The organism is Microbacterium sp. LWS13-1.2, from assembly GCF_040144835.1.
Classification (GTDB): domain Bacteria; phylum Actinomycetota; class Actinomycetes; order Actinomycetales; family Microbacteriaceae; genus Microbacterium.
In genome coordinates this window covers 3558385-3572234 of the sequence record NZ_CP151632.1, presented here as the reverse complement: position 1 = coordinate 3572234, position 13850 = coordinate 3558385, and the positions used below count along the sequence as shown (strand labels likewise).

Below are 13850 nucleotides of genomic sequence, written 5' to 3'. Positions count from 1 at the left end.
ATGACGTTCCGGCATATCGTGCTCTTCCGCGTGCACGATGATGTCGACATCGAGCTCCTCGACCGCACGGTCGAGGAGCTCGATCAGTTCGCGCATCACCCGGGCGTGGTGTCGTGGATCATCCGGCGCTCACTCGACGAACGAAAAGGTCGTGTGATCGTCGAAGATGCGACATTCGAGAACCAGCAAGCGTTCGAGAGATTTCGCACCGACCCGGCGCACGTCAGGGCCGGGCGACGAATGGCGCAGGTCTCGGACTGGTGGGTGGGTGACTACCTCACCGAGATCGGCGAGTGAGTTCGCCGATCAGTTCCGCCGACCCTGGCCAGATCCGATCGGGAAGCGCGCCGACCTCGACATAGCGAAAATCGAGAGCCTCGTTGCGTGGGGCTGGCTCACCGTCGATCTCGACAAGGAACGACAGCCCGATCGCGTGCTTGCGGGGGTCGTTGCCGTGGGCGGTGCCGTCGTGGGGAGCCACGGCCGGCGGGAACCACTGATAAACGAAGTCGGGCTGAGGGTCGTGATCGACAATCGCCGGTAGTCCCAGTGTGTCCACCGCATGGCGGTCGATGGCCTGGCGGAGGGTTTCGCCGTGGAGAACGCGACCGCCGAGGTGGCACCACACCTGGCCGAAGGGCGATTCGCGGAGAATCAATCCGACTTCGAGACCGTCATCGCGGCGACGAATCGGGACGAAATCCACACATGCGATCGGGATCGATGCCTCGATCGTCGCGTACAGGTCGGCGGGAAGAAAACTCACCTTCTCATTCTTCCGGGCGGAACGCGGGTCGGCGTCGCGCACCCAGACGACGTGCGACGCCACCGCGAGCGTGGCGCTGACGTGATTGGCGCAGCATCCGTCCTTCACAAACGGCATCCCCTTCGTACCCGCACGGCACCGCGGAACCATCGGCAAGAAGCCTAAGCTTGATGGGCACTCACACCTCGCCCATTCGTCCCGGAGCCTCGCCCCCACCGTGATCCGAGTCATCGTTACCGTCGTCCTCGCGCTCGTCGCGCTCGTTGCCACAGCCGCCGCCACGCTCTATGCGCTCCTCGTCCTCGACTCGCGGAGGTCCGTGCGCCACTACTACGGCGACGGTCCGGCATCCCAAACTCCTGAACACCGGGCTTAACCGAGACGAAACGCGACAGTAACCCCCCACCCGGCGGATCACCGTAGCGTGGCACCTAGATGGGGCACTGCCGCCCGGAGCCGGAAGGGAACGGCCCCGGGCGTTCTCTTTTGGGCTTGGGGAGCACATGTACAGAGGCAGACGAGTCACAATCATGGCGGCCGCGATCACCCTCGGCCTGGGCGGAGGAGCACTCGCCGCCGTCCACGCAGCGTCGGCCGACACCAGCGCGGTCATCGGCGAGGCGAGCGTGGTGCTCGACTTCACGACGCCGGGCGAAGTGGACATCTCGGTGTACACCCGCAACCTGTCGTCCGTCCCCGCGTGGGGCGCCGCAACCGTCAACGGTCCCGACGGCGAGGTGTACACGTGGGGCCCGAGCCGCTACGAACCGGGCGAGGTGCGCACTTACGACGCGACCGTGACCGGCCACACCTGCGACGACCTCCACAATACGTCCGCGGTCGCCTACGGCTACGCCAGCCCTGACGACGCCGAGACGTCGTGGACCACCGGACTCGTCACCTACCCGAGCCCGCTCGTCACCGTCATCGGCTGCGCGGTCACGCCTACGCCTACGCCGACGCCGACCCCGACGGCCACACCGACTCCCACACCCACCCAGACGGCGACACCGACGCCGACCCCGACGGCGACGGCGACTCCCACCCCGACAACGCCTGTGCCGACGGCCTCGGCGACGCCTGTGCCGTCGACAGCCACGACCCCCGCGTCAGCCGCTGCCGACGACGACCTTGCAGCCACCGGCGCCGCCGTCGGGTGGACAGTCGCCGCGACCGTCGCCGCCGTGGCGGCCATCACCGGCGGCATCGTGCTGAGCCGGCGCCGGAGAACCTGAGAACGCCGAAGCTCGGAGACTGATGGCAGCGGTCGAGAAGTCGCGCATCGAATGGATGGACGTCCTGCGAGGGACGTCGATCATCCTCGTGGTGTTCAACCACGCCGTGCTCTTCGCGAGCTCCTCCCCTCTCGGCGCACCCGAAGTGGCATGGGTGCTCAACACCGTCTTCTCCCCCGTGCGCATGCCGCTGATGGTGTTCCTCTCGGGACTGCTCGTCAGCGCCTCACTCGCCCGCGGCCCGCGCGCCTACATCACCGGCAAGGTGCGCCGCGTGCTGTACCCGTACCTCGTGTGGTCAGTCATCGCGCTCGCGCTGCTGTACGGGTTCGGCATCCGTGAAGGGATCATCGGCGGCGTCACCGCGCACGTCGTCACCCCGTGGGATCTGCTGCTGCCGCTGTACGACCCGGTCGAGCACCTGTGGTTCCTGTACGACCTGTTCCTCTTCTATATGATCGCGCTCGTCACACCGCGCGTGCCGCCGCTGTGGATCGCCGCCGGCGCGCTCGTCGCCGCCGCGCTCGTGCCCGACTTCGGCGCCCGGCGCTTCTTCCTGCTGCTGGTGTTCTTCATGATCGGCGTGTGGTTCTCGCAGCACGTCGGCGCCCTCGAGCGCACCCTCGCGCGCCGCTGGGTCATCTGGGGCAGCGCGGCACTCGCCCTCGCCACCGTCGCCGCCGCGGCCGTGGGCGTCGGTCTGCGGTACACCGCCCTGTCGGCGCCGTTCGCCGCCGGCGGCATCGGCATCGCGATCGTGATCGCGCGCCGCATCGGATCGGCACGGATGCTGCGACCGCTGCGCGCCGTCGGACGCGACTCGCTGGTGTACTACATCGTCCACTGGTGGCCGGCGAGCGCCGGCGTCGCCCTCGGCGCCCTCACCGGGAACGCCTGGATCGCCCTCGCCGTGGGCTTCGCGTTCGGACTCGGCGCGGGCGTCGTCATGGTGCGACTGCTGCACGTGCTGCCCGCTCTCGACCTGCTGTTCGCGTGGCCCTCTCGCCGCGTGGGTGCCGCCGCCTCGTCCTCCGGTTCGCTGTCCACCTCCGACGGAAGGTCTCCACGATGAACAACAACCCGCTCAGCCGCCGATCCTTCGTCCGCCTGCTCGCCGTCGCCGCGCCCGCGGCGGCCACCGCGATGTGCGCACCCGCCCAGACCGCGGCGACGCCGTCGGCGACGGCATCCGTCCCCTCCGCCTCTTCGGTTCCGACGGCTGCGCCCGCTGCGATCGTCGGGGCTGCCCGCCCCGCGGTGATCCGCTCGTTCGGTCCCAACGGCACCCACTGGCCCGCCCACACGCCCTGGATCAAAGACACCGTCACGACGACGGTCGAAGTCGCCTGCACGTGGGCGGCCATCCGCACCGCACTGCTGGCGGTCACCGCATCGAAGGCCGCCGCCGGCGTTCACATCAAGGTGCGGCCGGGCACCCTCCCCGGCCTGGGCGCGTCATCGGGATCGAAGGCCGTGCTGCAGGGGCTCGGCAGCGCCCAGTGGAGCAAGAACGTGCTCGTCTCACCGCGCGACGGCTGGGGTTCTGTCATCATCACCGAGCCGGCGCGCCTGCGCGAGGTGTACGGCGTCACCTTCGCCCGCATCAACGGCGTCGACGTGCTGATGACCAACTGCACGCGGAGCGCCTGGGCGCAGTCGACTATGTCGGAAGGCCTCAGCATGGCCTCGTCGTACGGGGCGACCACCCGCGAATGCGGCGCCTACGAGATCGTCATGAGCAACGCGAAGGCTGACATCTCGGACCCGCTCGGTTATGCCGCGGGCGCCGACTGCGTGCTCACCGACAGTGTGTGGGACGGATGCTACTCGGCACCGGTGTTCCGCCCCACCGGCGCCAGCGACCACGTCGACACGATCCAGATGTACGGATCGGGCTGGTACCGCGGACTCACCGTGCGCGACACGACCTTCTTCGGCTCGCTCAACTGCGCCCTCCAGATCGGCGGCATGCGCAGCGACGACCCGAACAAGGGCACGCCGTTCCTGACGCTCGACCACAGCATCATCACGTCGCAGGCCACCGCGATCCGCGCCCGCTACCCCAAGCCCGCCAACGCCGACGCCCCGAAGCTCGCACAGGCCCTCAACGGGATCGGCGAGGACTTCCAGCTCTATGCCAAAGACTCGTACATCTTCGGCTCGATGTACCGCAGCAAGTGGGGCGGCGTCTCGAACACCAAGGTCTCGTACGCTGAGGCGGCCACGCGCAACCCTGTCGCGTCGGGCCGCTGGACCTACGACAGCTCGATGGACTCATGGGGCGCCAGCCAGTTCGACGCGCTGGTGCCCACCCCCACCGACGCGTACCTGAAGTCGATCTGGAAATGACCGACCTGGCTCACCGCGCGTCGCGCGGCATCGTCGTGACCATGGGCGGGATGTGGGGCAAGACCCTCATCCAGATGGCCGCGATCATGCTGCTCGGGCGCCTGCTGAGCCCTGAGGACTTCGGTCTGGTCGCGATGGTCACGGCGATCTCGGGAATCATCGACCTCGTCCGCGACTTCGGCCTCACCGGTGCGATCATCCAGGCGCGCGAGATCTCGGAGCGCGCCTGGCGGAGCCTCTTCTGGCTCGCGCTGAGCCTCGGCGTGGTGCTGGGCGGCATCCTCGCGGCGTGCGCCCCTCTCATCGCGAACCTCTACGACGAGCCCCAGCTCGTGCTCATCACGCTCGTGATCGCGCCGAGCCTCATCGTCAACGGGCTCACCATGCCGCTGCAGGCGCGTGCGACCCGCGAGCTGAAGTTCGCGCTGCTGGCCCGCATCGACGTGGTCTCGATGGTGGGCGGCGTCGCGGCGGCGATCACCGCGGGTCTGTTCGGGTGGGGGTACTGGGCGCTCATCGTCATGGTCGGCACCGGACTCGTCGTGCGGCTCGTGATGCTGTGGCTCGCGATCCGGCCCCAGCCCGGCTGGCCGCGCATCCACCGCGACGTGGTGCCCCTCGTCACGCGCGGCGGGAGCATCTTCGGCGCCGAGTTGCTCAACTACGTCGAGCGCAACGCCGACACCGTGATCATCGGCCAACAGCTCGGCCCCGCCGTGCTCGGCCAGTACTCGCGCGCGTACGCGTTGTTCCTCATGCCGCTGCAGCAGCTGAACGGGCCTATCGGCCGCGTCGCCCTGCCCGTGCTCAGCAAGCTGCAGGACGACGGCGACCGCTACCGCCGCTACATCCGCGGCGCCCTCCTCGTCATCGGCTATCTCACGCTGCCCACCTACGCGATCCTCGCGACTGTGTCGGAGCCGTTGTTCGCCATCCTCCTCGGCCCCGGCTGGGAGCAGGCCGCCGTGCTCTTCAGCATCCTCGCCATCGCAGGCATCGCGCAGGGCATCGGCAAGGTGCGCGGCTGGCTGTTCATCACCATGGGCCGCTCGCACCAGCAGCTTCTCTACGACCTCGTCGCGCGGCCGCTCGTGGTCGTCGGGTTCTTCGTCGGCATCTGGTGGGGCGGCATCTACGGGCTCGCCCTGACCTACGGCATCCTGTCGGCCCTCCTCCTGATCCCCGGCTTCGCTTTCGCGATCCGCGGCACCTTCGTGCGCGGCAGCGACATCTTCTACCCCGTACTGCGCCCGCTGCTGTTCGCGCTGCTCGCCTTCGGCTCGGCGTTCGCCGCGACCCGCGCCGTCGACCTCATCGCAATCCTCGAGATTCTGGTGGGTGGGGTTGCGGGGGCTCTCGTGCTCGGGCCGCTGCTGCTGATCCCCGCCTACCGGCGCGACGTGGCGCAGATCATGGGGTTCGTGAAGCAGATGCGCAAGCCGAAGGACCGCGCCGCCGCGCCGGAGGCTGCGGCCGAGGCGTACGAGGATGTGCTGCTGGAAGACGCCGCCACCCCGGAGGACGTGCTCGACGCCGAGATCGCGAAGAAGCAGCTCGAGCAGAACCGCTGACGACGGGGCGAGGCGCCGTCTCCCCGGTCGTTGAGGGGGCGAGGAATGGGCGAGTGGGGACGCGGCTGACGCTTCCGTACACTCGGCGCGTTTCGACTGCGGGCGCTGGAGCGCCCTCCGCTCAACGACCGGGGGGGGGGGGAGGCCACGGTCGTTGAGCGAGTGAGGAACGAGCGAGTGGGGACGCGGCTGACGCTTCCGAACGCTCGGCGCGTTTCGACTGCGGGCGCCAGAGCGCCCTCCGCTCAACGACCGGTGCGGGGCGGGGCGTTTCGACTGCGGGCGCCAGAGCGCCCTCCGCTCAACGACCGGAAGGCGGCGGGGGCGGAGGGGAGCCGCGCTTGCTCCAGCCGATCACAGCGTCGATGCCTCCGGCCATGAACGCCTCGCGCTTCTCGTGGCTCCACCCTTGAATCCGCTTCTCCCAGGCGAAGGCGTCGGCGATGCGCTCGTACTCCCCCGACCACGCGAGCTCCACCGGCAGCCGCCGTCGCGTGTACGCCGACCCCATGCCGGCGTTGTGCGTCTCGAGGCGCCGGGTGAGGTCGACGGTGCTGCCGACGTAGAACGTGCCGTCGGCGCACCGCAGAATGTAGACGTAAGCCATGAGGTCATCCTGCTTGCGGCGGGTAGGCCATGCGCCGCGGACGGGGTGCTGCGTGGACAGGGCGCCTGCGGGGGTCCTTGTGGAGGAGTCGAGAGGGGCCGACACTCGCGCACACTCGACGCGTTTCGACTGCGGGCGCTGGAGCGCCCTCCGCTCAACGACCGGGGGGAGTGAGGGCCCGGTCGTTGAGCGAGCGAGGAACGAGCGAGTCGAAACGCGCCTCACCCTCCCCGAACACTCGGCGCGTTTCGACTGCGGGCGCTGGAGCGCCCTCCGCTCAACGACCGGGGGGCGGGGCGCGCCGGAGCCCCTCGGCTCAACGACCCGGGGGGCGGGGTCAGTTGAGCAGGGTCAGCGAGATCGTCGGGCTGTACCCGGTGTTGCCGGCGGCATCCACCGCCCTCGCATGCACGGGGTAGGTCGCGTTCGGGTAGCTGCGCGACGACAGGCTGCCGCTCCACGAGCCGTCGGACTGCTTCGCCAGCGTGCCGAGCCTCGTCGCACCCGACCACAGGGTCACCCCGGTGACCGCCACATTGTCGGTGGCGACCACCCGCACCGTGACAGTGCCCGAGACCGTCGAACCTGCCGCGGGCGCGGTGATCGTCGCGTTGGGCGCCTGCGTGTCAGGCGTCGGAGTCGGCGTGGGAGTCGGCGTAGGGGTCGGAGTCGGAGTCGGGGTCGGCGTCGGCGTGGGCGACGGCGTCGGCGTCGGCGTCGAGGTCGGCGTCGGCGTGGGCGTCGGGGTCGGGGTCGGGGTGATGCCCGTGGGCACCGTCGACGCGAGCCAGCCGGAGTACCGCCCCGAGATCGGGCTGAGCGGGTCGCCGGCGAAACGCTTGCCGCGCGTGGTCGCGGCCGCCTGCGCCTGCGCCTCGAGGATCTGGAACACCTCCCGCGGCGTGCGACCCTCGCACGAGCCCTCGGCGAAGCACGCCAGCACGACGCCCGACATCACCGCCGCCGACATGCTCGTGCCCGACGCGATGTAGCCGTACCGGTTGCCCTTCTTCGTCGTGTACGGGCACGTGCCGGGAGCCGCGATCGTGTGCGCACGATCGGCCGCGCTCACCGCCCAGTTGCTCTTCGGGTTGATCGTGTCGTCGACCGGAGCCGACGACTCGGTGCACAGCTTCGCGGCGCGTGAGCCCGGCTTGCCGTCGTAGTCAGCGACGTTCGTGACGGTGATCACCTCGTCGAAGTTGCCCGGCGAGTACTGCGCCAGGTCGCGCGTCGAGTTGCCCGCCGCCGCGACCACGACCACGCCGTCGTCGACGAGCGCGCAGATCGCCTGATGGATGACATCCCCGTTGGTGTAGCCGCAGTTGCCGTCGTCGGCCTGCCCGAACTGCATGCTCATGTTCATCACTGCGATGTCGTAGCGCTCGTGGTTGTCCATCACCCACTCGAGGCCGCACATGAGGGTCGCGAGTGTCCCCTGCATCTTGTTGTCGAGCACGCGCACCGACGTGATGGGCGCCCCCGGCGCGATGCCGACCAGCCCCACGCTGTTGTTGATCGCCGCCGCAGCGCCGGCGACGCCGGTTCCGTGCCCGTTCGCGTCGGTGCCGTCGCCGCTGCCGAAGCAGTTGATCTGCCGTGCGACGTTGAGATCCGAGTGCACGCTCACACCCGAGTCGATGATGGCGAGCCCGGGCCCGTCCCACGCCCCGGCCGATGTGGCGCTCGTCGGCGGCAGATCGGCCTCCACCGTGCCGACCGCCGGCGGCACCGTCTGCGCAGCGCCGGTCACGACCTTGTTGGACGAGATACCCCGCACCGTCGGCGACACCCGCAGCAGCGCGACCTCGTCGGCTGTGAGGTATCCCGTGAAGCCCTTCACGACACTGTCGTAGACCGCGTCGGGTTCTGCCGCGATGCCCGTGAGCGCGGCATCCATCCCGTCCATCGATCTGAAGCTGACGGTGTACACGCCCGCCGCCTCGCCGGCCGCGAACGTTGCCGTCGCCGCGCCGCCGCCGATGAGCGACACCACGACGGCGGTCCCCACCGCCAGCCCTGCGAACCGCATCCCCCGTGTCGAGTGCTTCCTCCCGCGCGCCGAAGACCTGGCGCTACTGCTGAGCTTCCCCACTGCTCATCCCCACTTTCTGGCCGGATGGCCTCTCGCCGATGACGCGCGCCGGAACCCCTCCGACGATCGCGAACGCCGGAACATCCTTCGTCACCACTGCCCCTGCAGCGACGACGGCGCCCTCGCCGATCGTCACGCCCGCCAGCACCACCACATTCGCGCCGAGCCACGCGCCTGCACCGATCACGACATCGCTCTCGATCTTCGGCTGATCCATGATCGGGACCGGGCCGCGCTCGACGCCGTAGTTCGACGCCGTCACCATCACGTGCGGGGCGAACAGGCACTTCTCGCCGATCTCGATGCGTCCGGTCTGGTTGCCCGCCCAGATCAGGCTGAACTCGCCGATGTGCGTGCCGGCGCCGATCGAGATGCGCTCCCCGTTGCGGAACGACACGTTCGGAGCCATCGACACCCCCGGCCCCATCCGGATCAGCGGCACCTGCCGTACGAACGAGTAGCCGTGGAAGTGCGCCAGGCGCAGGCCGTGCACGAGCGTGCGCGGGTCGAACACCGACGCGAGCGCGCTCCGGAGGCGGCTCATCCCGCCACCCCCGCGACGGGATCCACGTGGCCGGACACGCCGCCCGAAGCGCCGCCCGGGGCTTGGGCGGCGACCGGCACCGGCACCGGCGCCAGCAGCTCGCGGTAGACCGCCATCAGCGCGGGCAGGTCGACCGACGAGCGCGCCGTGACGCTGATCACGAGCTCGCGACGGTACGAGCATGCCAGGCACGCCACCTCGTCGCGCGGATCGCCCGCCGGCCAGCCGGTCACCGTCTGAACGGCGGCGGTGCCGAAGAAGCGGTCGTCGCGGCCCCACGTCACGGAGGTGGCATAGCCCACCCAGTCCTCGGCACCCTCGACCACCGAGCCGCCGGAATCCACTGCAGCCTGCACCTGCGCGCGCACGCTAGGCACGATCCGCTCGAGCGGGGCGGATGCCGCCACCGCCACCTTGACGACGCTGATGTCGTTGCGCACCCCGCCGTCGCCCGCTCCGCGCCGCGAGATCGGCACGAGGATCGACAGGGTCTCGGCGTCGGGCCGCTGGCGCGCCATCGCGACCAGGGTCGCCGCCGTCACCAGGTCGTTCACCGTGCCGCCGAGCTTGTACGCGCGCCGGGTGGCCGCCGCGAGATCGACCGCCTCGTACGCCGAGCGGCGCCCCTCCCGCACGTCGTCGAGCAGCCCCGTCCGCGCGATGCGCGCGTTCTTGACCGGGCGCAGCATGCGTCCGCCCCAGCGGCGCAGCCGCATCCGGAACGACTTGCGCCAGTACGCCCGCCACGCCTGCCGCACACCGGGGTGGCGCGAGCGCCACTGCGCGAACGCGAGCGCGAGCACCTCGATACCGTTGCGGGGCGGGATGCCGAGCTCGAGGTACTGCACCTCCCCCGGCTCGGGCGGCTCGGCCATCGCCGCGGTGCCGGCGATCACGTCGCCGATCCGCAGGCCGTACATCGCATCGCCGACCACGTGGTGGTAGCGCATGACGATCGCCACGCGCCCGGAGTCCAGCTCGACGAACTCGAAGTCCCACAGTGGGCGCGACGGATTCATGGTCGGGCTCAGCCTCCCGGTGAACCGCTCCACGCGGGAGGGGTCGTCGGGCTCCACGCCCTCGGCGAACCGCACGTGATAGTCGAGGTCGAGACTCGTCACCGGCACCCACGCCGGCGTCGTGAAGCGCAGCGGGGTCGGCACGAGCCGCTGCCGCATCGCCGGCGCGAACCAGCTCAGCCGCTCGACCCGGCGGCGGATCGCGGCACGGTCGAGCGTGCCGTCGGGCCCCCGCAGCGGCGCACCGTCGACGATCATCGTGCCCGCGGCGTGCATCGCCGCGAACGTGACCGCATTCGACACGTACTTCTCGTCGAGCGAGCTGATGAGCTCGGCCCGGCGTGGGAGATCGGTGTGCGCGCTCATCAGTCGTCGCCCCCTCTGCGTGTCGCGACCCCGAGCGAGATCGGCGCCGGCGGGTCGCCGTCGACGAAGACGCGACCGTCGAGCGCGAAGCGCACGGCGATGAAGAAGCCGCCGAGGAATCCGCGGAACAGTGCGAGGTCGGCATCCCGTCGCCGCGGTTCGCGCCGATTGCGCACCGCGCGTGAGAGCGTGCGCTTGGTCGCCACCGCGAACAGCCGCACGCCGACGAGCGCGCGCAGGCGCACCCACTTCGCCGTGAGCGCCCCGAGCCCCAGCCCGTACCCGTGATGCAGCGCGGTGTAGGCGTCGTCCGCGCGCGTGTGCACGTGGTGCACGACGCACGAGGGGTCGTAGACGATGTGCGCGCCGTCATCGAGGATGCGGCAGAACATGTCGAGGTCTTCCGCGCCGGCGAGCCGGCGCCCCGCGCCGAGCACGGGGTCGAAGCCGCCCAGCGCGACGAGCCGCTCGCGCCGGAACGCCATGATCGCGCCGTGCCCGGCATCGATGCCCTCGATCGTGCGGGTGAAGCGCCGCGGCGGCGGCGACGGCTGGGTGCCGACGAGCGTGTGGTCCAGCATCCGTCCCGTCACCGCTCCGACAACCGGCGCGTCGAAGCCCTCGAGGATCGGCGCCATCCAGCCGTCGACGGCGGCACAGTCGTCGTCGGTGAACACCACGATCGGGCGGTCGCTTGTCTGGAGCGCCAGGTTGCGGGCGATCGACAGACCCTTGATGTCGCTGCGCACGTAGTCGACGCCCGCCGCCTCTGCCACGATCCGGGTCGCCGTCGTCGTCGACGCCGAGTCGACCACAAGGATCTGCACGCCGGGTGGTGTCACCGCCGTGAACGAGGCGAGCGCCGCGGTGAGCATCTCGGGCCGCTCGCGCGTGCAGATCGCGAGGGTCACATCCTCAGGCCGCGGCATGCGACGACCCCCTCACCAGACGCGCCGCCTCGCGATAGGCCGCGAGGGTCGCCTGGATCGCCGCCGCCCAGCTCAGCTCGTCCGCACGCGCCATCGCGGCGCGCGACATCATGGCGAGCGCGTCGGGGCGGGCGATCAAGAGGTCGAGCTGCGCCGTCAGCGTGCCGACGTCGCCCACGTCGTGAGTGAAGCCGGTCACGCCCTCGTCGATCACCGCGCCTGCTGCGGTGGAGACGAGCGGCACGCACCCTGCCACCTGCGCCTCGTAGGTCACGAGGGCGCTGCCCTCCTCCACCGTCGGGAGCAGCAGCACATCCGCCGATGCCAGCACGCGCATCGGCTCCGAGGTGACGCCGCGCACCTCGACGCTCGGGTGAGCGAGCAGCGGTGCCAGGAGCGCCGCGTAGTCCTCGTCGAGGAGTCCGTAGACGAGGAACCGCCCGGTGGCGGCCGCCGTCGACGCCGTCCACGCCTGCAGCGCGGTGTGCAGTCCCTTGCGCGGGGAGCCCCTGCCGAGGAACACCCCGGTGAACGGCCCGCCGCTGTCGCGGGCAGGCGGTGCGGCCACCGTGCAACCGTAGCGGTGGCGCAGCAGCCGGCTGTCGTCGAACCCGCGGTCCAGGAACGAGACGGCGACGGCCTCGCTCGGCACCAGCATCCCGGCCGCGGCAGCGTACTCGCTCTCCTCGGTGGCCAGTCGTCGCGCGTTGACGGTGTGGCTCTCGCCGCGACGCGGCTCGAGACCGAGCGACGCGTACTCGCGCGCCACGACCTCGTACGCGTGCGCCGTGTGGGTGTTGGGAACTTCACGCACACCCGGGATGCCGCGCCGCCGCGCCGCCCGCAGCGTGCGGGCCGACGCGAGCGGCCATGCGTGCACGACATCATCCGCGCCCCCGTCGAGCAGCCGGCCGACGAGACCCGCCGTGACGACGTCGTGGATGCGCATCGCGCGGTCGCGACCGATCGCGCGGTGGGGCACGCGCCGACCGCGCACGGTGAGGGTCGTGCGCACGGATGCCGCACCTTCGATCGGCTTCTCGACCGACCCGGCGACGATGTGGACGTCGACTCCGGCGCGCACCAGTTCGTTCGCCTGGTTCCATGCGGTGAAGCCGATGCCCGGCGAGCCGAGCGCAAACGGGAAGCTGTACAGGACTGCCAGAACGCCACCTCCCCCAGGACGAGGCCCGCCACCAACGGGAGCCATGCCGGCTCTCGCTGACCACTCTGTGGGAGCCGTCAAGACGGACACAACCCGGGCTGGCGAATGTCGCTCAGTCTTTACACCCGTGCAACAAACGCACAGGGCGCCGTTAACAATGCGGGGCGACTATTGCAGTGCAAGTCTTGTCGCGACACCACATCTGGGATCCGGTGCGCGACGTGGACGGCCCGATGGCGTGCTGGGGGTTCGGACGGTCTGCGTCCGAAAGCACACGGAGAGAGGGTGTCTCATGGAGACTCCGAAGTATCTGCAAGTCCTCTGGAACTACAAGTGGGTGCTGGTCTTCGGCGCGCTCGTCGCCGCCGTGGCCGCGTTCTTCGCCGGTTTCGCGATCGTCGAAGGGCAGGTCGTCTCGCGCGCGCAGCAGACGTGGACGGCCGCCACGACCATGCTGCTCACCAGTGAATCCGACCGGCTGTACCAGTCGCAGGTGCCGGGTGTCCCCATCGAGCAGGGGACGTCCGACCCGCAGGTCATCGACATGGCCTCGACCGCGCTCGTGTACGCGTACATCCTGTCGAGCGACATGATCCAGGACACGGTCGAAGCCGAGATCGGTCCGCTCGACGACGACACGGAGTCCATCACGGCGCTCCGACGCACGACGCAGCCCACCGGAGACGAACGCTTCCCCGGTCGCTACAACCTGCCCGTGCTGGAGGCCGTCGGCACCGCCGAGACCGCCCCGCGCGCCGAGGAGATCTCGGCCGCTGCCGCGACCGCCTTCACGGCGTACGTCGTCGCCCAGCAGGACGCACAGGAGATCGCGCCCGAGCTGCGTGTGCTCATCGAGCCGCTCGGCGCGAGCGACGCCGTCGAGGGCGACTCCTCGAACCCGGCCATCCCCGTCGTCGTCACCTTCGTGGGCGTGTTCCTGGCCTTCGTGGTGCTGGTGTTCATCATCGCCGGACTGCGCTCGCGCTCCGCCCGGCGCAAGGCCGCACGCGCGAAGGCGGCCGGCGACGCGGCAGCAGAGCCGGCGGGCGGAACGGATGCCGAGCCAGGCGTCACCGCGGCCGAGCCCACTGGCGTCGCACTCGATGCCGAGGTCGGCGAGCTCGTCGGCGCGGGCCCGCCCTCGCGCCGAGCCGGGCGCGCCGCTCACGAGAACGAGACCGCGTAGGCCGTCGGTCACCCGGGT

At 70.4% G+C, this 13850-nt stretch carries 14 protein-coding genes; 7 read left to right on the top strand and 7 right to left on the bottom strand.

All coding sequences use genetic code 11. From position 1 onward, the window contains the following. Window positions 1-297 (top strand): Dabb family protein, encoded by a 297-nt coding sequence (locus MRBLWS13_RS16535; protein ID WP_349426413.1) that lies wholly within the window; start codon window positions 1-3, stop codon window positions 295-297. On the opposite strand, the gene MRBLWS13_RS16530 is transcribed toward MRBLWS13_RS16535, so the two are convergent. Next, on the bottom strand, window positions 278-874 hold the full coding sequence (locus MRBLWS13_RS16530) for a DUF4916 domain-containing protein (protein ID WP_349426412.1): 597 nt from the start codon (window positions 872-874) through the stop codon (window positions 278-280). The two genes, MRBLWS13_RS16535 and MRBLWS13_RS16530, sit on opposite strands and share 20 nt — an antisense overlap. 109 nt (window positions 875-983) lie before the next feature. Between MRBLWS13_RS16530 and MRBLWS13_RS16525 the strand changes: the two genes are divergently transcribed. The 5 genes from MRBLWS13_RS16525 (at window position 984) to MRBLWS13_RS16505 (ending at window position 5921) form a co-directional block, all read left to right on the top strand. Next, on the top strand, window positions 984-1142 hold the full coding sequence (locus tag MRBLWS13_RS16525) for a hypothetical protein (protein WP_349426411.1): 159 nt from the start codon (window positions 984-986) through the stop codon (window positions 1140-1142). Between the two features lie 154 nt (window positions 1143-1296). Beyond that, a complete protein-coding gene (locus MRBLWS13_RS16520) occupies window positions 1297-2001 on the top strand; it encodes a hypothetical protein (RefSeq protein ID WP_349426410.1) in 705 nt (234 codons plus the stop codon). 22 nt (window positions 2002-2023) lie between these two features. Beyond that, on the top strand, window positions 2024-3073 hold the full coding sequence (locus tag MRBLWS13_RS16515) for an acyltransferase (protein WP_349426409.1): 1050 nt from the start codon (window positions 2024-2026) through the stop codon (window positions 3071-3073). Beyond that, on the top strand, window positions 3070-4350 hold the full coding sequence (locus MRBLWS13_RS16510; protein ID WP_349426408.1) for a hypothetical protein: 1281 nt from the start codon (window positions 3070-3072) through the stop codon (window positions 4348-4350). Before MRBLWS13_RS16515 ends, MRBLWS13_RS16510 begins: the two co-directional genes overlap by 4 nt. After that, complete coding sequence (locus MRBLWS13_RS16505) at window positions 4347-5921, top strand: lipopolysaccharide biosynthesis protein (protein ID WP_349426407.1); 1575 nt, start codon at window positions 4347-4349, stop codon at window positions 5919-5921. Before MRBLWS13_RS16510 ends, MRBLWS13_RS16505 begins: the two co-directional genes overlap by 4 nt. Before the next feature lie 301 nt (window positions 5922-6222). Here MRBLWS13_RS16505 and MRBLWS13_RS16500 read toward each other — a convergent pair whose 3' ends face one another. From MRBLWS13_RS16500 to MRBLWS13_RS16475, 6 genes are all read right to left on the bottom strand, one after another. After that, window positions 6223-6528: a GIY-YIG nuclease family protein gene (locus MRBLWS13_RS16500; protein ID WP_349426405.1), complete on the bottom strand. Its 306-nt coding sequence runs from the start codon at window positions 6526-6528 to the stop codon at window positions 6223-6225. Window positions 6529-6865: 337 nt separating this feature from the next. Further along, the gene (locus tag MRBLWS13_RS16495; RefSeq protein WP_349426404.1) at window positions 6866-8560 is read right to left on the bottom strand and encodes a S8 family serine peptidase; all 1695 of its coding nucleotides are present in this window, start codon (window positions 8558-8560) and stop codon (window positions 6866-6868) included. Between the two features lie 43 nt (window positions 8561-8603). Next, complete coding sequence (locus tag MRBLWS13_RS16490) at window positions 8604-9167, bottom strand: acyltransferase (protein WP_349426403.1); 564 nt, start codon at window positions 9165-9167, stop codon at window positions 8604-8606. Further along, complete coding sequence (locus MRBLWS13_RS16485) at window positions 9164-10552, bottom strand: wax ester/triacylglycerol synthase domain-containing protein (protein WP_349426402.1); 1389 nt, start codon at window positions 10550-10552, stop codon at window positions 9164-9166. Before MRBLWS13_RS16485 ends, MRBLWS13_RS16490 begins: the two co-directional genes overlap by 4 nt. Then, window positions 10552-11481, bottom strand: a complete 930-nt coding sequence (locus MRBLWS13_RS16480; protein WP_349426401.1) for a glycosyltransferase — start codon at window positions 11479-11481, stop codon at window positions 10552-10554. The genes MRBLWS13_RS16485 and MRBLWS13_RS16480 overlap by 1 nt, the downstream gene beginning before the upstream one ends. Continuing rightward, window positions 11468-12691, bottom strand: a complete 1224-nt coding sequence (locus MRBLWS13_RS16475) for a glycosyltransferase family 4 protein (RefSeq protein ID WP_349426400.1) — start codon at window positions 12689-12691, stop codon at window positions 11468-11470. Before MRBLWS13_RS16475 ends, MRBLWS13_RS16480 begins: the two co-directional genes overlap by 14 nt. Window positions 12692-12938: 247 nt before the next feature. Between MRBLWS13_RS16475 and MRBLWS13_RS16470 the strand changes: the two genes are divergently transcribed. Beyond that, complete coding sequence (locus MRBLWS13_RS16470) at window positions 12939-13832, top strand: hypothetical protein (RefSeq protein WP_349426399.1); 894 nt, start codon at window positions 12939-12941, stop codon at window positions 13830-13832. The last annotated feature ends 18 nt before the right edge of the window (window positions 13833-13850 follow it).